This window comes from Williamsia sp. SKLECPSW1 (assembly GCF_054332755.1).
Genome location: NZ_JBTGLI010000001.1, coordinates 2,197,902 through 2,215,056, shown reverse-complemented (window position 1 = coordinate 2,215,056; position 17,155 = coordinate 2,197,902). Strand labels below are relative to the sequence as shown.

19 protein-coding genes are annotated in these 17,155 nt (G+C 69.3%); 10 read left to right on the top strand and 9 right to left on the bottom strand.

Annotation, left to right across the window (positions count from 1 at the left end):
- Positions 1 to 5 precede the first annotated feature (5 nt).
- Positions 6 to 443, bottom strand: a complete 438-nt coding sequence (locus ACXVUM_RS10360) for a MarR family winged helix-turn-helix transcriptional regulator (RefSeq protein ID WP_458521704.1) — start codon at positions 441 to 443, stop codon at positions 6 to 8.
- 98 nt (positions 444 to 541) lie between these two features.
- Here ACXVUM_RS10360 and ACXVUM_RS10355 point away from each other — a divergent pair, with 98 nt between their 5' ends.
- The gene (locus ACXVUM_RS10355; protein ID WP_458521703.1) at positions 542 to 1,474 is read left to right on the top strand and encodes a quinone oxidoreductase family protein; all 933 of its coding nucleotides are present in this window, start codon (positions 542 to 544) and stop codon (positions 1,472 to 1,474) included.
- Between the two features lie 4 nt (positions 1,475 to 1,478).
- Here the strand turns inward: ACXVUM_RS10355 and ACXVUM_RS10350 are convergent, their stop codons facing one another.
- Positions 1,479 to 1,895 (bottom strand): DoxX family protein, encoded by a 417-nt coding sequence (locus ACXVUM_RS10350; RefSeq protein ID WP_458521702.1) that lies wholly within the window; start codon positions 1,893 to 1,895, stop codon positions 1,479 to 1,481.
- A gap of 201 nt (positions 1,896 to 2,096) precedes the next feature.
- Between ACXVUM_RS10350 and ACXVUM_RS10345 the strand changes: the two genes are divergently transcribed.
- The gene (locus ACXVUM_RS10345; RefSeq protein WP_458521701.1) at positions 2,097 to 3,464 is read left to right on the top strand and encodes a M1 family metallopeptidase; all 1,368 of its coding nucleotides are present in this window, start codon (positions 2,097 to 2,099) and stop codon (positions 3,462 to 3,464) included.
- Between the two features lie 50 nt (positions 3,465 to 3,514).
- Here ACXVUM_RS10345 and ACXVUM_RS10340 read toward each other — a convergent pair whose 3' ends face one another.
- Genes ACXVUM_RS10340 through rfbA form a run of 3 tightly spaced genes read right to left on the bottom strand, consistent with a single transcriptional unit; the run spans position 3,515 to position 5,545 of the window.
- Positions 3,515 to 4,009, bottom strand: a complete 495-nt coding sequence (locus ACXVUM_RS10340; protein WP_458521700.1) for a DUF5709 domain-containing protein — start codon at positions 4,007 to 4,009, stop codon at positions 3,515 to 3,517.
- A 42-nt stretch (positions 4,010 to 4,051) separates the two neighbouring features.
- Positions 4,052 to 4,672, bottom strand: coding sequence for a dTDP-4-dehydrorhamnose 3,5-epimerase family protein (locus ACXVUM_RS10335; RefSeq protein WP_458521699.1), 621 nt, complete (start codon positions 4,670 to 4,672; stop codon positions 4,052 to 4,054).
- Between the two features lie 3 nt (positions 4,673 to 4,675).
- Positions 4,676 to 5,545, bottom strand: a complete 870-nt coding sequence (gene rfbA, locus ACXVUM_RS10330; RefSeq protein WP_458521698.1) for a glucose-1-phosphate thymidylyltransferase RfbA — start codon at positions 5,543 to 5,545, stop codon at positions 4,676 to 4,678.
- A 99-nt stretch (positions 5,546 to 5,644) separates the two neighbouring features.
- Here rfbA and rfbB point away from each other — a divergent pair, with 99 nt between their 5' ends.
- Positions 5,645 to 6,649, top strand: a complete 1,005-nt coding sequence (gene rfbB / locus ACXVUM_RS10325; protein WP_458521697.1) for a dTDP-glucose 4,6-dehydratase — start codon at positions 5,645 to 5,647, stop codon at positions 6,647 to 6,649.
- Here the strand turns inward: rfbB and ACXVUM_RS10320 are convergent.
- Positions 6,646 to 7,764 carry a GNAT family N-acetyltransferase gene (locus tag ACXVUM_RS10320; RefSeq protein WP_458521696.1) on the bottom strand — a complete coding sequence of 373 codons (1,119 nt, stop codon included), beginning with the start codon at positions 7,762 to 7,764 and terminating at the stop codon, positions 6,646 to 6,648. The two genes, rfbB and ACXVUM_RS10320, sit on opposite strands and share 4 nt — an antisense overlap.
- 91 nt (positions 7,765 to 7,855) lie before the next feature.
- On the opposite strand from ACXVUM_RS10320, the gene ACXVUM_RS10315 reads away from it, so the two are divergent.
- Positions 7,856 to 9,409: an MFS transporter gene (locus ACXVUM_RS10315; protein ID WP_458521695.1), complete on the top strand. Its 1,554-nt coding sequence runs from the start codon at positions 7,856 to 7,858 to the stop codon at positions 9,407 to 9,409.
- Positions 9,410 to 9,411: 2 nt separating this feature from the next.
- On the opposite strand, the gene ACXVUM_RS10310 is transcribed toward ACXVUM_RS10315, so the two are convergent.
- Positions 9,412 to 10,662 (bottom strand): NAD(P)/FAD-dependent oxidoreductase, encoded by a 1,251-nt coding sequence (locus tag ACXVUM_RS10310; RefSeq protein ID WP_458521694.1) that lies wholly within the window; start codon positions 10,660 to 10,662, stop codon positions 9,412 to 9,414.
- Between the two features lie 152 nt (positions 10,663 to 10,814).
- On the opposite strand from ACXVUM_RS10310, the gene ACXVUM_RS10305 reads away from it, so the two are divergent.
- Together ACXVUM_RS10305 and ACXVUM_RS10300 are read left to right on the top strand one after the other, a co-directional pair.
- Complete coding sequence (locus ACXVUM_RS10305) at positions 10,815 to 11,702, top strand: LysR family transcriptional regulator (RefSeq protein WP_458521693.1); 888 nt, start codon at positions 10,815 to 10,817, stop codon at positions 11,700 to 11,702.
- Positions 11,699 to 12,289, top strand: coding sequence for a GNAT family N-acetyltransferase (locus ACXVUM_RS10300; protein ID WP_458521692.1), 591 nt, complete (start codon positions 11,699 to 11,701; stop codon positions 12,287 to 12,289). Before ACXVUM_RS10305 ends, ACXVUM_RS10300 begins: the two co-directional genes overlap by 4 nt.
- On the opposite strand, the gene ACXVUM_RS10295 is transcribed toward ACXVUM_RS10300, so the two are convergent.
- Complete coding sequence (locus ACXVUM_RS10295; RefSeq protein WP_458521691.1) at positions 12,217 to 13,371, bottom strand: CaiB/BaiF CoA transferase family protein; 1,155 nt, start codon at positions 13,369 to 13,371, stop codon at positions 12,217 to 12,219. The genes ACXVUM_RS10300 and ACXVUM_RS10295 overlap by 73 nt on opposite strands.
- 84 nt (positions 13,372 to 13,455) lie before the next feature.
- Here ACXVUM_RS10295 and ACXVUM_RS10290 point away from each other — a divergent pair, with 84 nt between their 5' ends.
- From ACXVUM_RS10290 to ACXVUM_RS10280, 3 genes are read left to right on the top strand one after another with little or no spacing between them, the layout of a single operon-like run.
- On the top strand, positions 13,456 to 13,965 hold the full coding sequence (locus ACXVUM_RS10290; RefSeq protein ID WP_458521690.1) for a GNAT family N-acetyltransferase: 510 nt from the start codon (positions 13,456 to 13,458) through the stop codon (positions 13,963 to 13,965).
- 53 nt (positions 13,966 to 14,018) lie between these two features.
- Complete coding sequence (locus ACXVUM_RS10285; protein ID WP_458521689.1) at positions 14,019 to 15,479, top strand: MFS transporter; 1,461 nt, start codon at positions 14,019 to 14,021, stop codon at positions 15,477 to 15,479.
- A gap of 1 nt (position 15,480) precedes the next feature.
- Positions 15,481 to 15,966: a MarR family winged helix-turn-helix transcriptional regulator gene (locus tag ACXVUM_RS10280; RefSeq protein WP_458521688.1), complete on the top strand. Its 486-nt coding sequence runs from the start codon at positions 15,481 to 15,483 to the stop codon at positions 15,964 to 15,966.
- Here the strand turns inward: ACXVUM_RS10280 and ACXVUM_RS10275 are convergent.
- Positions 15,949 to 16,449, bottom strand: a complete 501-nt coding sequence (locus tag ACXVUM_RS10275; protein ID WP_458521687.1) for a MarR family winged helix-turn-helix transcriptional regulator — start codon at positions 16,447 to 16,449, stop codon at positions 15,949 to 15,951. The genes ACXVUM_RS10280 and ACXVUM_RS10275 overlap by 18 nt on opposite strands.
- 91 nt (positions 16,450 to 16,540) lie before the next feature.
- Here ACXVUM_RS10275 and wrbA point away from each other — a divergent pair, with 91 nt between their 5' ends.
- Entirely contained in the window at positions 16,541 to 17,140 is a 600-nt protein-coding gene (wrbA, locus tag ACXVUM_RS10270; protein WP_458521686.1) for an NAD(P)H:quinone oxidoreductase, read from the top strand.
- Positions 17,141 to 17,155 lie beyond the last annotated feature (15 nt).

The following is a 17,155-nucleotide window of genomic DNA, read 5'->3' as shown; positions in this document are numbered from 1 at the left end:
CCCCGTCACAGGGTGATCGGCGCCAGCATCCGTTCGAGCGCGCCGGCGAGGGCTGCGCGATCGTCGTCGTCGAGGTGCTCGTAGACGGGGAGCAGGCCCGCCAGGACGTCGTCCCACACGGCGACGGTCAGCTGCCTGCCCCGGTCGGTGAGTTCCACGGTCATCGCACGACGGTCCTCGGTGCTGCGCGTGCGACGCAGCAGTCCACGGTCCTCCGCACGGTCGACGAGGCCGGTGAGCGTGGAGCGTTCGAGACCCATGTACGCGGCCAACTCGGCCATGCGGGGTGTGCGGTCACGCAGGATGCCGAACACGCGCAGCTGGGTGAGCGAGATGTCATGGGCGGCGGCGACCGCGGTGAGCACCGAGGTGATGGTCAGCGCCGTCTGGGCGAGCGCATCGACCAACCGGTCCTCCGCGGTGCGCGGTTCGGCGGCGTCCACGGCACCCTCCTCGGCGTCGATTCCCCCGTTGACATAGTTCGTATCACGAATCATAGTGGACGTGCACTAGTTCGTACTACGAATCATCAGGAGTGGCCATGTACGCAGCCGTCGTCACCGAGTTCGACCGTCCGCCTCGCTACCTCGAGCACCCCGAACCGGTCCCGACATCCGACGACCAGGTCGTCGTGGACGTCGTCGCGACCGCGCTCTACCCCCGCGTCCGGTCCCAGGCCGCCGGATCGCACTACACGAGTTCGGGAGTGCTGCCCCGCGTCCCGGGTCACGATGCCGTCGTCCGGGACGAGACCGGCGCGCTGCACCTCGCCCTCTTCGAGGGGACCACCCTGGGATCGATGGCGCAGCGGACACTCGTCGACCGCCGTGCGCTGACCCCGCTCCCGTCGGACACCGCCGCGGCATCGGTCGCCGCCTCGTTCAACGCGACGATGTCGTCGTGGATCGCCCTGCGGCACCGCGCCGCGGTCGCGGCGGGGAGTCGGGTACTCGTGCTGGGTGCCACCGGCAACGCCGGCCGGGCGGCGCTGGCCGTCGCACGGCACCTCGGTGCCCAGGAGGTGATCGCGGCGGGTCGCGACGCCGACCGGCTCGCGGACCTCGTCGCCGTCGGCGCCGACCGCGTCCTGACCCTGGACCGTCTCGCCGAGGCGGCCGAGGTCGACGTCGTCCTCGACTACGTGTGGGGTGAACCCACCGCCCGAGGGATGGCGGACCTCGTCACCGCCCGTCCCGACCGGTCGGTGCGACTGACCTGGATCCAGATCGGCTCGACCGCCGGCACGACTGCACCGATCCGCTCGGCCGCGTTGCGCTCGAGCCGCCTCGAGATCGTCGGGAGCGGGGTGGGCTCGGTGCCGGTCGGCGAGATCCGTCGGGCAGTCCCCGACATCGCCGCGTTCATCCGGGAGGGATCGGTGCCGATCACCCCGGTGGAGGTACCCCTCACCGAGGTGACCGACGCGTGGGACCGTCCCGTGGGTCCGGGCGAACGGATCGTCTTCGTGCCCTGACGGCCTACGTGCGGGCGCGCCGCCGGTTCATCACGTACCCGTCCACACCGGTGCGTCCGGTGTGGACCAGACCGACGGCGACCAGCGCCGCGATCAGCGCGAGCGGGAACTCGTAGCCGCCGTCGTTGTTCCAGAAGCCGTTGTCGGCGTGGACGCTGATGATCGCGCCCGCCATGTCGATGATGAGCAGGATCGACACCAGCGGGACCAGGACGCCGACGATCAGCAGGATGCCGCCGACGAACTCGACCCACGTCGCGTAGTGCGCGCTGAACTCCGGGAAGGGCACGTCCATCGCGCGGAACGACTTCTCGGTGGCGCCGATTCCGTTGGTGTGCAGCTTCTGCCACCCGTGCATGATGAAGATGATCCCGAGGATCACCCGGGCGACCAGTGACGTGAGACTCCGTGACGAATCCATGCTGAGGTCCTCTCGAGGGTGATGTGGCGATGTCCGGTTGGTCGGACTCGAGCTGTCTCGAACGCTACCGTGCGGCATCGACAGGAGAAAGCCTAACCGGTCCGCGGTCCGCTTAGGGGGGACGGGCGCCCACCCCGCGGCCGTACCGACCGGCGGGTAACGTCGTGGCTCACAGCATCTCGGCCGGCGAGCGGAGGATCGGTGCCGGGCAAGTCCCACAAACGTGGCTCGTCCACGAACGGCGGTCCCCTGCTGGGCGACCCCACCGACGGCATCGATCCGTACCTGCCCTCCAACGGCAATCTCGGGTACCGCGTCAGCCGTTATGACCTCGACCTCGAGTACAAGGTCGCGAGCAACCGGTTGTCGGGCACGGCGACCCTCACCGCCACCGCGGTGGCCCACGTCGGGCGGTTCACCGTCGACCTGGCCCACCACCTGTCGGTGTCGAAGGTCAGCGTCAACGGGTCACGGGCGACGCGATATTCACACCGGTCGGGCAAGCTGTCGATCACGCCGGAGCACGCCCTGCCGACCGGCGCCGCGATGACCGTCGAGATCAAGTACGGCGGATCCCCCCGACCCATCCGCGGCCCCTGGGGTGAGGTCGGTTTCGAGGAACTGACCGAGGGCGCACTGTGCGCGAACCAGCCGAACGGCGCGGCGTCGTGGTTTCCCTGCGACGACCACCCGGGGTCGAAGGCGTCCTACCGCATCGCCATCACGACGGAGTCGCCGTACACGGCGATCGCGAACGGGACGCTCGTCCACAAGCGCACGAAGGCCGCGATGACGACCTGGGTGTACGAGCAGGAGGAGCCGATGGCGACCTACCTCGCCACCGTCGCGATCGGCCCGTACGAGAAGAAACATCTGTCCCGCAAGCCGGTCCCGATCACCGGGGTCCTGCCGTCACGCCTGTCGGACACGTTCGACCACGATTTCGGCCGTCAGGGCGACATGATGGCCGCGTTCTGCGACATGTTCGGCCCCTACCCCTTCCCCGAGTACACCGTCGTCGTGACCGACGACGACCTCGAGATCCCCATCGAGGCACAGGGACTGTCGACGTTCGGCGCCAACCACTGCGACGGCCGACGCGGCTCGGAGCGTCTGGTCGCGCACGAACTGGCCCACCAGTGGTTCGGGAACTCACTGACGCTGACGCGCTGGCGCGACATCTGGCTGCACGAGGGATTCGCCTGCTACAGCGAGTGGTTGTGGGCCGAGCGTGCCGGCGACGAGACCGCCGACTCCCTGGCACGCAGCCATCACAAGCGGCTCGCAAACCAGCGACAGGACCTGGTCCTCGCCGATCCGGGGCCGGATTCGATGTTCGACGACCGCGTCTACAAGCGGGGCGCGCTGACTTTGCACGCGCTGCGGCTGACGATCGGCGACGACGCGTTCTTCACGTTGCTCCGCGACTGGACGCACGAGTACCGCTACAGCTCGGTCACCACCGACGATCTGATCGGTGTCGCGGCCCGCCACACGGACCTGTCGCTGAGCGAACTGTGGGACGAGTGGCTGTACGAGACGGACCTCCCGGACCTCCCCGACGCCTGACCCACCCGCCCGCTCGGCGGGCGGTTCCGGCACGCTCGGGGGCGTGGGGGTCAGGGCAGACGGTCGGACGGGACGTCGTGCACCGCAGCCTCTTCCGCCGACGCACCCGCACCGTCGATGCCGACGTCGGAGGCGACCTCCTGATGCGTCGTGTGATCGACGCCGCCGTCGGGTCCGACGAGCCGACCCGAGCGCTCGCCACCGGTCTCGGGGTCGTACTCCTCGATCTCGTCGATGTCCTCGGTGATCTCGTCGTCGTTCTCGGGGACCCGCCGCGCGGTGTCCTCGTGGAACGCGACCTCGGAGGCCGGGTCGGGCTCCTCCTCGGCGAGGTGTTGGTCGAGCGACTCGCCCTCACGCTGTTCCTCGGCGGTGACGCCGTACCGGGTGGCCGGGCTGGGCTTCTCCGGTGGGGAGATGCCCTCGTCGAGGATGTCCTCCACGTCCGGGTCGTCCAGAGTGTCCTCGTACTGCAACTGGTCGTCCGGGTCGTAGCTGTACTCGTTGTCCGAACCCTCGGAGATGCTCTCGACGTCGTCCTTCATGTCGACCACACTGCCACGCACGTCGCGACCGGGGCCACCGGCTCAGTCGATGCGGAGACTTCGCAAGAAACTCGTGACCGACTCCGCTGTCGGTAACAGTCCGGACTCGCGCGCCTGCGCGAGCGTCGGCGCGGCCGTGTCCTTCTCCGACAGGCGGAACTCCATCGGGGAGCCGTCGCGCGCGGTCGTCGGCCACACGATGCCGATCTCGGGGTCGAGGGGGTGCACACCGTGTTCCCCCGTCGGGTTGTAGCCCGTCGAGCAGAGGTAGGTGACGGTGCTGTCGTCCTCGAGGGCGCAGAACGCGTGGCCCAGCCCCTCGGAGAGGAAGATCGCGCGACGGTCGGTGTCGTCGAGGAGCACCGAGTCCCATCTCCCGAAGGTCGGTGACCCGACGCGGATGTCGACGACGACGTCGAGGACCGCCCCACGCGGGCACACCACGTACTTCGCCTGTCCCGGAGGCACATCCGCGAAGTGCACACCCCGCAACGTTCCCGCCGCCGACACCGAGAGGTTCACCTGGGCGAGATCGAGACGACGACCGGTCGCCTGCTGGAGTGCGTCGGCCCTGAACGCCTCGAGGAAGACCCCGCGGGGGTCACCGTGCTGTCTCGGCGTGACCTCCCAGGCTCCGTCGATCGACAGCGGGCGGATCTCCACGTCTCACCGCCCCCGTGCGAGGAGGCCGAGGAGGTAGTCGCCGTAGCCGGACTTCCGCAGCGTCTCGGCGCGGGCGCGCAGCGCGTCGTCATCGATGAAGCCGCGACGCCAGGCGATCTCCTCGGGCACGGCGATCTTCAGACCCTGCCGCTGTTCGACGGTCCGCACGAACGCGCCCGCGTCCTGCAGGTCGGCGAACGTCCCGGTGTCGAGCCACGCGGTCCCCCGCGGCAGCACGTGCACCGACAACCGCCCCTGGCTCAGATAGGTCGCGTTCACGTCGGTGATCTCGAGTTCACCCCGGGCGCTGGGCGTCAGGTTCCTCGCGATCTCGACCACGTCGTTGTCGTAGAAGTACAGACCGGGCACCGCGTAGTTGGATCGTGGGTTCTCCGGTTTCTCCTGCAACGCAACGGCCTTGCCGTCGTCGTCGAAGTCGACGACGCCGTAAGCCGACGGGTTCGCGACCCAGTACGCGAAGATCGCGCCGCCGTCGACGTCGCTGAACCGCATCAGTTGGTTCCCCAACCCGGGGCCGTAGAAGATGTTGTCGCCCAGCACCAATGCGACGGAGTCGTTCCCGATGTGGTCGGCGCCGAGCACGAAGGCCTGCGCCAGTCCGTCGGGCGAGGGCTGCACGGTGTAGGAGATGTCGACGCCGAACTGACTCCCGTCACCGAGCAGCGCGTGGAACGACGGGGCATCCGTCGGCGTCGTGATCACCAGGATGTCCCGGATCCCGGCCAGCAGCAGGGTCGAGAGCGGGTAGTAGATCATCGGTTTGTCGTAGACCGGGACGAGCTGCTTGCTCACGCCGAGCGTGATCGGGTGCAGCCGAGACCCCGTGCCACCCGCCAGGATGATTCCCCGCATGGCCGCCAGCCTAGAACAGCCGGGCAGATGTCCGCGTGTCGTGTGCGCGGCCGACATCGCCGCGGCGCGCGGTGTCGGGCACGCCGGTATCGTCGCCCCATGCGTGTTCTGGTCACCGGCGGCGCCGGCTTCATCGGGGCGAACTTCGTGCTCCGTACGGTGTCGCAGCGGCCCGACGTCCGGATCACGGTGCTGGACAAGATGACCTATGCCGCCAACCCCGACACGCTCGACTCCGTCGCGGACCGTGTGGACGTCGTCACCGGGGACATCGCCGACGCCGATCTCGTCGACCGTCTCGTCGCCGACGCCGATCTCGTGGTGCATTTCGCCGCGGAGTCCCACAACGACAACTCGCTGGCCGACCCGTCGGCGTTCGTGCAGACCAACCTGGTGGGGACGTACACGCTGCTGGAGGCGGTGCGGCGGCACGACACCCGGTTCCACCACATCAGCACCGACGAGGTGTACGGCGACCTCGACCTCGACGACCCCGCACGGTTCACCGAGGCGACGCCGTACAACCCGTCGAGTCCCTACAGCTCCACCAAGGCCGGCAGTGATCTGCTCGTCCGTGCCTGGGTGCGGTCGTTCGGGGTGGCGGCCACGCTCTCCAACTGCTCGAACAACTACGGCCCCTACCAGCACGTGGAGAAGTTCATCCCGCGCCAGATCACCAACGTGCTCTGCGGGGCGCGACCGAAGCTGTACGGGGCCGGGGCCAACGTGCGCGACTGGATCCACGTCGACGACCACAACGACGCCGTGTGGACGATCGTCGAGCGCGGCGAGATCGGGCAGACCTACCTCATCGGCGCCGACGGTGAGACCGACAACAGGACCGTCGTGGAGAAGATCCTCACGATCCTCGGGCAGCCCGCGGACGCCTACGACCACGTCACCGATCGCCCCGGGCACGACATGCGGTACGCGATCGACTCGACGCGGCTGCGCAGCGAACTCGGGTGGACCCCGCGCTACACCGACTTCGACGCCGGCCTGCGCGCCACCATCGAGTGGTACCGCGACAACGAGGCCTGGTGGCGGCCGGTGAAGGACGCCGTGGAACAGAAGTACGCCCGCGCGGAGGAGGTCCTCGGCTAGCGGTCCGCGGATTCGGGGACGTCGCCTCGCGACCTGCGCAGCACGACAACACCGGTCGGGGCCTCGTCGTCGTCGACCACGCGGTACCCCGCCCGCCGGTAGATCGCGAGATTGCGATCGCTGCCCGCCCCGGTGAACAGCTCGAGGGTTCGGGCCTCGAGCGGTGCGACCCGCTCGGCCTCGGCCAGCAGTCGACGTCCCAGCCCTCGCCCCGCGGCGTCGGGCGCAACCATCAGCCGACCGATCTCCCAGGTGTCCCCCACCAGCCGTCCCCGCACCGCGCCGACGAGCCGGGGCCCGTCTCGCACGGTCAGGACCGTCCAGTCGGTGAACCACCGGCGGACGTCGTCCACGGTCTCGTGCAACGGGGGGATGTCGAGCGTGTCGTTCGCGACGGCCTCCTGCACCCAGCAACACCGTTGCAACACCACCAGTTCGGGCGCGGCGGACTCGTCGGCGACGTGGATCGGTGCCGACGCGGAGGGCGCGACGACATCGCGGGACGATGCCGAGCCGAGGAGCGAGACGACCGCGTCGATGACGTCGCCCATCGGCGGGATCCCGGTGTCGTGGCCGAACAGCTTGGGTTGCGCGGAACGCAGGAACGTCGCGCTGACCATGAGGTATGCCGGGGTGCGGGTGTCGACGCCCTCGGCGACGACCCCGCTCTCCCGCAGGTCGTCGAAGTACCGCGTCATCGCCGCGACGCCGCGGTGCGGCCCGAAGTCGTTGGCCGTCACCACCGCGCCGACGTCGTCGCGGACCTGGGCGTCGCCGTGCGCGGCCACCAGCACCTCCAGGCCGTCGTCGAGGAACGTGCGCATCGCCTCGACATACTGCTCGAGCACGTGCCGGACGTCGTGGAGGCTGGTCGCCGCGCCGGCGTCGAGGTCGTTCTTGAAGGCGAACAGCGGCTGCAGCGCCTCGTCGAAGACCGCGGCGAGCAGACCGCGGCGATCGGTGAAGTGATAGAAGATCGACCCCTCGGAAACCTGTGCGCGCGCGGCGATCTCACGGGTCGTCAGACGTGCGACGCCGCGTTCCCGCAGAACGGCGAGTGCGGCGGCGAGCACCTCGTCACGTCCGATCGCCGGAGGTCTGCCGCGCCGTGCCATGGCGGCCACGATACCCATCGGAAGTCAATTCTTGAGTATCCACTCAGAATGTGCGATCTTTTCTGAGCACGCACTCAGACCTGGAGGCACCATGGCCCGTAAGTGGCTGACCCTGACCGCCGTGTGCACCGGCGTCTTCATGCTCCTGCTCGACGTGACGATCGTGAACGTCGCGCTCCCCGACATCCAGAAGGACCTCGACTCCGACCTGTCGGATCTGCAGTGGGTGATCGACGCCTACGCGCTGACACTCGCCGCGCTGCTGCTGACCTCGGGCACCGTCGCCGACATCGTCGGCCGCAAGATCGTCTTCGCCACCGGCGTCGTCGTGTTCACCCTCGGCTCGCTGGCCTGCGGCCTGGCGCCCAACATCACCGTGCTGATCGTCGCGCGCGCCGCACAGGGGGTCGGAGGCGCCATCATGTTCGCCACCTCGCTGGCGCTGCTGGCGCAGGCGTTCGCCCCGCGCGAGCGCGGCGTCGCGTTCGGTGTCTTCGGCGCGGTCACCGGCGTGTCGGTCGCCGTGGGCCCCGTGCTCGGCGGCGTGCTGACCACCGGACTCTCCTGGCACTGGATCTTCTTCGTCAACATCCCCGTCGGCGTGATCGCGCTGATCATCACGATCGTCGGCGTCGACGAGTCCAAGGCGCCCGGCGACAACCGCATCGACTGGCTCGGGTGCATCACCTTCAGCGCCGCACTGGCCTTCCTGGTGTTCGGGCTCATCCGCAGCCACGCCGACGGATGGGGCTCGCTGCCGGTCGCAGGGTCGCTGATCGCCGCCGCGGTGCTGCTGATCGTGTTCGCCGCGGTGGAGAGGACGGTCGCCCAGCCGATGGTCGACGCGTCGCTGTTCCGCGTCCCGACCTTCACCGGCGGGCTCATCGCGGCGTGGGGGATCTCGGCGTCGATGTTCTCGCTGCTGACCTACATCGTGATCTACCTGCAGGGGACCATGGGCTACTCCGCACTGCAGGCAGGGTTGTACTTCCTGCCGTTCTCGGGGCTGGTGTTCGTCGCGGCCGCGGTCGCGGGCCGTCTGTCGGACAAGGTGCCCGCACGCTGGCTCATCACACCCGGCTTCGTGCTGGTCGCCGTCGGCCTGCTGCTGATGCGCGGGACCGACCCGACCGGCGGGTGGACGCAGTTCATCCCCGGGTTCATCGTCGCCGGCATCGGTACGGGTCTCATCAACGTGCCGCTCGCGTCGACCGCCGTCGGGGTCGTCGAGCAGTCGCGGGCGGGTATGGCGTCCGGGATGAACTCGACGTTCCGCCAGATCGGCATCGCCACCGGCGTCGCGCTGCTCGGGAGCCTGCTGGCCTCACGTCTGAGCTCCGAGGTGCAGCAGGGGCTGGCAGGCACGCCGCTGGCCGGTCGCGGCCGGGAGATCGGCGACGCGGTCGCCAACGGCGCTGCCGGACAGGTGATCTCCTCGGTCCCCGCGCCCCTGCGACAGATGGTCGCCGAGCGCGCCGGACGCGGATACGCCGACGCGCTCGACCTGATCCTGCTCATCGCGGTCGGGATCGCGGTGGCGGCGGCGATCTGCTCCGCCGTCCTCATCCGGTCGAAGGACTTCCACGCCGCGCGGGTCGAGGCGGCGCAGGAGACGGAGGCCGGGCTGGCCGCCGCCGAGTCCTGAGGTCACCCGGCGATGCGGTCGACCTCGCGGTGGGTGGACCGCTGCGCGGCCCTCATGCCGGGCCGACGGTTCGTGGCGTAGGCGCCGATCCAGCGTCCGACCGCCTCGATGCGGTTGCCCATCCCCGCGAGGTAGTAGAGGTGCACGACCAGCCAGGCGGCCCACGCAGGCAGACCGGTCAGTCCGAACCGGACCGGCGACTGCAGGACAGCCTTGCCGCGTCCGATGATCGACATGCTGCCCTTGTCGAGGTACCGGAACGGCGTGCCGGGTCCGATCGTGCGGGTGATGGTGTCGGCCGCGTGCCGGCCCTCCTGCATGGCGACCGGGCTCTGTCCCGGGTAGCCGTTCAGCGTCGTCATGTCACCGACGGCGAAGATGTCGGCGTACCCACCGACCGTGAGGTCGGGGTTCACCTCGAGGCGACCCGCGCGGTCCGTGGAGCACCCCGTGGCCTCGGCCAGGACGCCGGCGAACGGCGACGCGGCGACACCCGCCGCCCAGATCACGGTGTCCGCGGCGATCTTCCGTGTGGCCGATCCCTTCTCGATGTCGATGGTGACGACGCCGTCCTCGATGTCGGTGACCAGCGACTTCAGGAGCACCTCGACACCGGCCCGCTCGACCGCGGTGCGCGCGTACCGGCTGAGACGGCCGCCGAACGCCGGCAGCACCTCGTCGACGCCCTCCACCAGGGTGATCGCGACGTCCGTGCGCTGGTGGCGACGGGCCAGACCGGCGATCTCGCCGGCCAGCTCGACACCGGTCGCACCCGCGCCGACCACCACGTAGTTCGACGCGGCCCGATCGTCGGGGCGGGTGAAGTTGTGGGCCAGGTGCTCCCGCAGCCGGACGGCATCATCGCGGGTCTTCAACGAGAAGGTGCGATGGGCGTACTCGTCGCGCCCGAAATACGACTGCGACGCACCGGTGGCTGCGATCAGCGACGAGTACCCGACCTCCCGCTCACCGTCCTCGGCACGGTAGGTGACGCGATGGGCGTCGGGGTCGATCGCGACGACGCGTCCCTCGACGACCGTGATCCGGTCGGACAGGACGTCGTCCACCTCGGGTGAGACCGTCTCGGGATCGAGGACACCGGTGGCGACCTGGTACAGCAGCGGCTGGAACACGTACTGCGCCGCCGCCGAGATCATGAGCACGGACTTCTTCGACCGCGTCAGCCGGCGGGCGGCGGCGACACCTCCGAAACCCGACCCCACCACGATCACGTCGTACTGCGGTGCGCTCATCACCTGCTCCTCTCGCGTCGGACGACGATCTCCCCATCGGAAGAACTCTCTGTCATCGACAACGACCATGATCGAGACGGATCATCCCCGGCACCAGCGCATTCTCCCGATGACATCTATCGATGAATTCGATCAATCGCTAGGCTCGACGGATGGAGCTGCGACAACTCACCGCCTTCGTGACGGTGTGCGACGATCTGAGCTTCTCCCGCGCGGCCGAACGGCTGTTCATGTCCCAGTCGGCGGTGAGCCACCAGATCGCACGCCTGGAGAGCGACCTCGGCGTGTCCCTGTTCGAGCGGTCGACGCGGTCGGTCTCGGTGACGGAGCCGGGACGTCGTCTGTTGCCGGTCGCCGAACAGATCCTCGAGCTGACCGATCGGGCCCGTGTGGTGGTGCGCGAACGCGCCTCGCGTGTGCGACTGGCGGCGAACATGTCCTTCGCCGAGCGCGCCCTGGCCGCGATCGCCGACGTGCGCGAGGAGCACGCCGACGTCGAGATCGAGTTCGTGATCAAGGACTTCAGCCAACGCGTCGACGCCGTGGTCTCCGGCGACGTGGACGTCGCCCTGATCCGCGGGGAACTCGCCGATCCCCGGGTCGACGTCCACCGGCTGTGGGTGGAGGACCTCGTGGTGGCGACCTCCCGTCGTCACCCCCTGGCCGGTCGGGAGACCGTCGACCTCGACGAACTCGCGCGGTTCCCGCTGTTGCTGCCCCCGCGACGGCAGCAGGTGCTGCTCCACGGCATCGTCGAGACCGCGTTCGGCGACGCCGGGCTCGCACCGCGCCTCGGCGATCCGGTCGCCGCGGACCACACGGCCACACTGGAACTCGTCAACCGCCCGGATGCCTGGACCGTGCTCTACGACGAGCCCCACGTGCCCGCCATCACACGGCTGCGCGAGAGCAGTGGACGGCTGCGGGTCCCGGTCTGCGGGATCGTCCGGGGACGTCCCGGTGACCGTCGACGCGCGGGTGAGGAGCCCGTCGTCGACGACCTGTTGGGGGCGCTGCGACGGCACGGAGGGACACCGTGACCCTCGACTGGCCGCAGCAGATCCCCACGCTCACCGACGGGGTCGTGTGGCTGCGCCCCCTGGAGTTGTCCGACGTCGACGCGGTGTTCGCATGCGCCGACGACGAGCAGTCGCAACTGTTCACGACCGTGCCGAGTCCGTACAGCCGCTCCGACGCCGTCGAGTTCGTCGACCGCGCGTCCGCGCAGGTGTGGCCGGGGTTCGTGGTGGCGATCACCGAGGAGGACGACGCTCTCCTGGGCACGTGCCACTTACGGATCCGTGACGAGGACAGCGATGTCGTCGCGATCGGGTACATGGTGTCGCCGGTGGCGCGAGGTCGCGGGATCGCCACCCGCGCAACGCGTCTGCTCATCGACTACGCGTGGACGATCGGTGCGCACCGCGTCGCGCTCGATGCCTTCGCGACCAACACCGCGTCGCGAACCGTGGCCGTGCGGTGCGGGATGACGCAGGAGGGCGTGCTCCGCGAGGCCCACCTGGGCAACCACGGCATCCGGCACGACGTCGTGGCCTACGGGCTCCTCCGCTCGGATCCCTCTGCGTCGCGGTCCGATTCACCGAGCGACGGCGGCGGGGTGCGATAGGTCGGTGGGGTCACCGACATGCCGATCGGGTTCCGGACCGTCGTACCGGCACCGTCGTCGACACCGATCGCCGGTTCGATCCCGACCGATCGCGCGAAGGCGAACGCCTCGGCCATGTCGTTGATCGGACCGGCCGGCACGCCCGCGGCGGTCAGGACCTCGAACCACTCGTCGGCTCCGCTCCGGGCCAGCGCCGGGACGATCGCGGCGATCAGATCGTCGTGGTGGGCGACGCGGTCGCTGTTGGTGCGGAACCTGTCGTCGTCGGCCAGATCTGCCGCACCGATCGCCGCGGCGAACCGGCGGAACTGGACGTCGTTGCCGACGGCGATCGCGATCGGGCGATCGGCGGTCGGCAGGACCTCATACGGGACGATGCTCGGATGCCGACTGCCCATGGCCGTCGGGACGACGCCGGCGGCGAGATGGGCGGTGGTCTGGTTCGACATCGACGCGAGCGCGACCGAGAACAGGTCGAGGTCGATGCGCTGACCCTGTCCCGTCCGGTCGCGGTGCCGGAGCGCGGCCAGGATCCCGGCCATCGCGTGCACCCCGGTGAGCACGTCCACCACCGCGACACCCACCTTGACGGGCGGTCCGTCGATCTCACCGGTGATGCTCATCAGCCCGCTCATCGCCTGGATGAGCAGGTCGTAGCCGGGGATGGCCGCACCGGCGTCGCGGCCGAAACCCGTGATGGCGCAATAGATCAGGTCGCGCCTGACCGTCACGAGATCGTCGTAACCGAGTCCGAGGCGTTCCATCGTCCCCGACCGGAAGTTCTCGACGACGACATCGGCGCCGGCCACGATCGCGCGGGCGGCATCGCGCCCCTCGTCGGTGGCGAGGTCCAGCGCGACAGATCGCTTGTTGCGGTTCACCGACGCGAAGTAGGTGGCCATCGGGGCACCGTTCTCGTCGTCGACGAACGGCGGCCCCCACGACCGGGTGTCGTCGCCCGTCCCGGGCCGCTCGATCTTGACGACCTCCGCACCGAGATCGGCCATCATCATCGTGGCGTACGGCCCCGCGAGGACCCGACTGAAGTCGGCGACGACGATCCCGTCGAGAGCTCCCGCCATGTCCGTGTCCGCCCCTCACTGCCGCACATCCTCGTGCGGCCTACCGTATGCGGGCACCACCCCGCCCCGTCGCGAGAGGCCGCCGTGATCACCCGCACCGCCCGCCTGACGATCAGCCCCGTGTGTGCGGACGACGTCGACGACTTCGTCGAACTGGTGCTCCGCCCCGAGTTGTACTCGGTGATCGGGGACGCACCCGCCGACCGCGCGGAGGCCCGCGGCCGGGTGGAACGGTGGCTCGCAGGGTCCCCGGACCCGCAGCGACCCTGGATCAATCACGTGGTCCGACGGCGGGACACCGGCGAGCTGATCGGGCACTGCCAGGGCACGGTGACGACGAGCGACGACGGTGCACACGACTGCGTCGTCGGGTACACGGTCCACCCGGACCACCAGGGTGGCGGTGTCGCCGCGGAGATGATGCGCGCCTTCGTCGACCACCTCGCCGAGACATTCCACCCGCAGCGGTTCGTCGCGCACATCGCCGCGGGCCACACGCCGTCCGAGCGCGTCGCCGCGTCCATCGGGTTGGTCCCGACAGGCCGTCGCGACGACGCCGGCGAACAGATCTGGACGTCCGACGTGTCGGTGTGACGAAGCACTGTCCGTGTTGCGCGGCGAACACTTGTAGTTTCACAATGTTTGCCATGGGCCAAGAACTCGACGCGCGCCGGAAGACGATCATCCTGGCGACCTGCTGCCTGAGCCTGCTGATCGTGTCGATGGACGTGACGATCCTCAACGTCGCACTCCCCGACATCCGACGCGACCTCGGTGCCTCGGTGTCCGGACTGCAGTGGGTCATCGACATCTACACGCTGACCGTCGCCAGCCTGCTGCTGCTCTCGGGCGCCACCGCGGACCGGTTCGGGCGGCGCCGGGTGTTCCAGATCGGCCTGACGGTCTTCGCGGTCGGGTCGCTGCTGTGCAGCCTGTCGACCAGCGTCGACATGCTCATCGGCGCACGGTTCCTGCAGGCCATCGGCGGCTCGATGCTCAACCCGGTCGCGATGTCGATCATCACCCAGGTGTTCACCGGCAAGCAGGAACGCGCGAAGGCGGTCGGGGTGTGGGGCGCCGTCGTCGGCATCTCGATGGCGCTCGGGCCGATCGTCGGCGGCGTCCTCATCGACACCCTCGGGTGGGAGTCGGTGTTCTGGATCAACCTGCCGATCTGTGCCGCGGCCATCGTCCTCGCCGCGATCTTCGTGCCGGAGTCGAAGGCGAGTGAGGTCCGACGGCTCGACCCCGTCGGCCAGGTCCTCGGCATCCTCTTCATGGCGACACTCGTCTCGGGACTGATCGAGGGCCCGGAGATGGGATGGTCCGACACCCGGACCCTGGCACTGTTCGGCGTCGGCGTGGCCGGTCTGATCGGGTTCATCGCCTGGGAGCTGCGACACCACACACCGTTCATCGACGTCCGCTTCTTCCGCAGCGCACCGTTCTCGACGGCCACCGTCGTCGGGATCATGGCGTTCGCCGCCTACGGCGCGTTCCTGTTCCTCATGTCGAGCTACCTGCAGACGGTGCGCGGGTTCTCGGCGATCGAGGCCGGGACCATGTACCTGTCGATCGCCGTGGCCACGCTGGTCTTCTCGCCGCTGTCGGGGCGTCTCGTCGGACGTCACGGCACGCGGCCCTCGCTGATGACGGCAGGGGTCCTGCTCGTCATCGGATCGGTGCTGCTGACGTTGCTGTCCCCGACGACGCCGATCTGGCAGGTGCTCGCGACGTTCTTCCTGTTCGGCATGGGGTTCGGCCTGGTCAACGCCCCCATCACGACGTCAGCGGTCAGCGGCATGCCCCGCGAACGTGCCGGCGCCGCATCGGCCGTGGCCTCGACGAGCCGCCAGCTCGGCGTCAGCCTCGGTGTCGCGATCAGCGGTTCGGTGGCGGGGTCGGCGATCGCGGCGACGGGCACCACCTTCACCGACGCGATCCGGCCGCTGTGGTGGATCACCGCGGGGTTCGCCGTCGTGATCTCCGCACTCGGGTTGATCAGCACCACGGCGTGGGCGGGCCGGACGACGGACCGCATCCAGTACCTGTTCGGCGACGAGGCCGTCGGGACGCCGCCGGCCGCACGGACTCCCGAGACGGTCTGACATGGTGCGGGAGAGGGACCGGTCGGTCCACCCGGACGCGACACCTGCCGACGAGGCGTGGCAGGCGATGGCGCACTTCGTCGTCGACAACCGCGGCACCTGGAAGCGTGCGGTCACCGAGCGGACGGGTCTGGCGTTCAACCAGATCCGTCTACTGCGTCGGGTGGCTGCCTGCTCGCGGTCCATCACCGAACTCGCGGAATCCGTCGGCATCGACGCGCCCGCCGCCTCGGTCGCGGTGACCCAACTCGAGCGCGACGGGCTTGTCGCACGTCACGTCGACCCCGACAACCGACGGCGCAAGATCGTCTCCGTCACCGAGGACGGGTACGCAGCCCTGGACGCGGCCATGACGACCCCTGATCCCGCGCCTGCAGGATTCGCCGCACTCACACCCGACGAGATCGCCGAACTGCGGCGGATCGTCGCCAAGATCGACGCCGACCCAGCGTCCGACTGGCCGGGTCGGTCACCCGGACATCGTTGACTCTTCAACTTTCGCGACGGTCGAACCCGACTGGGTGAGATGCTCACGGACCTCACCGAACACCTGGCCGAGCCGATCGGTGTCACGCGGGGAGAGGCAGTCGAAGAGGTGGCTGCGCACGGCCGTCACGTGCCCCGGGCTCGTCTCCACGAGTTTCCGGCGCCCGGCCTCCGTCAGCTCGGCGAGCTGGCCCCTGCGGTCGTCGGGGCAGGGCTTGCGTTCGACCCATCCGAGCGCGACGAGCCGATTGATCGCCCTGGTCACACCGCTACGTGAGGCCATCGTGGCATCGGCGAGCGACGACATGCGCATCCGCCGGTCGGGTGACTCGTCGAGCGTCACCAGCAGCTCGTAGTCGGTGAGCGACATCCCCGCGTCGCGCTGGAGCTGATGGTCGAGACGCTGCATGAGCAGTCGCGTCGAGTCGAGGTAGGCACGCCACGCCCGCTGTTCGTCCCGGGTCAGCCACCGCACCTCGTCCATGTCCGCCAGTCTAGAGCATGTAGTTGACAGCGCAATCATGTTCGGTAGCGTCGTAGAGGACAGCACGACGTTCGAGGAGAGACGAGGACCCATGACGAAGCTCGCGATCATCTACTACTCCGCCACCGGCCACGGCACGACGATGGCGAAGAAGCTCGAGGAGGCCGCGCAGGCCGCCGGCGCCGAGGTCCGCGTGCGGCACATCGCCGAGACCACCGACCCGTCGGTGTTCGCCGAGAACCCCGCCTGGACCGCGAACTACGAGGCGACGAAGGACCTGCCCGCCGCGACCGGCGAGGACATCGAGTGGGCCGACGGCGTCATCTTCGGATCGCCCACCCGCTTCGGCAACACCGCCGCCCCGTTCCAGACCTTCATCGACACCCTGGGCGGGCTGTGGGCGCAGGGCAAGCTCGCGAACAAGGCGTACGCGGCGTTCACCTCGAGCCAGACGCTGCACGGCGGCCAGGAGACCACCCTGCAGGCGCTGTACACCACGCTCATGCACTGGGGCGGGATCATCGTCGCACCCGGCTACACCGACGGTCTGAAGTTCGCCGACGGCAACCCCTACGGCGTCGGCCACGTCACCGGTCCGAACAACACCGAGGACCTCGCGCCGGAGACCGTCGCGGCGCTCGAGCACCTCGCCCAGCGTGTCACCACGTTCGCCGGCAAGCTGGCACAGTAGGACTCACCCCGCTCG

Coding starts and splice junctions, on each gene's coding strand:
- rfbB (WP_458521697.1), top strand. CDS start 5,645: ATGCGTGTTCTGGTCACCGGCGGCGCCGGCTTCATCGGGGCGAACTTC.
- ACXVUM_RS10350 (WP_458521702.1), bottom strand. CDS start 1,895: ATGGATTCGTCACGGAGTCTCACGTCACTGGTCGCCCGGGTGATCCTC.
- ACXVUM_RS10355 (WP_458521703.1), top strand. CDS start 542: ATGTACGCAGCCGTCGTCACCGAGTTCGACCGTCCGCCTCGCTACCTC.
- rfbA (WP_458521698.1), bottom strand. CDS start 5,545: ATGCGGGGAATCATCCTGGCGGGTGGCACGGGGTCTCGGCTGCACCCG.
- wrbA (WP_458521686.1), top strand. CDS start 16,541: ATGACGAAGCTCGCGATCATCTACTACTCCGCCACCGGCCACGGCACG.
- ACXVUM_RS10310 (WP_458521694.1), bottom strand. CDS start 10,662: ATGAGCGCACCGCAGTACGACGTGATCGTGGTGGGGTCGGGTTTCGGA.
- ACXVUM_RS10285 (WP_458521689.1), top strand. CDS start 14,019: ATGGGCCAAGAACTCGACGCGCGCCGGAAGACGATCATCCTGGCGACC.
- ACXVUM_RS10340 (WP_458521700.1), bottom strand. CDS start 4,009: ATGAAGGACGACGTCGAGAGCATCTCCGAGGGTTCGGACAACGAGTAC.
- ACXVUM_RS10315 (WP_458521695.1), top strand. CDS start 7,856: ATGGCCCGTAAGTGGCTGACCCTGACCGCCGTGTGCACCGGCGTCTTC.
- ACXVUM_RS10320 (WP_458521696.1), bottom strand. CDS start 7,764: ATGGCACGGCGCGGCAGACCTCCGGCGATCGGACGTGACGAGGTGCTC.
- ACXVUM_RS10275 (WP_458521687.1), bottom strand. CDS start 16,449: ATGGACGAGGTGCGGTGGCTGACCCGGGACGAACAGCGGGCGTGGCGT.
- ACXVUM_RS10305 (WP_458521693.1), top strand. CDS start 10,815: ATGGAGCTGCGACAACTCACCGCCTTCGTGACGGTGTGCGACGATCTG.
- ACXVUM_RS10295 (WP_458521691.1), bottom strand. CDS start 13,371: ATGGCGGGAGCTCTCGACGGGATCGTCGTCGCCGACTTCAGTCGGGTC.
- ACXVUM_RS10280 (WP_458521688.1), top strand. CDS start 15,481: ATGGTGCGGGAGAGGGACCGGTCGGTCCACCCGGACGCGACACCTGCC.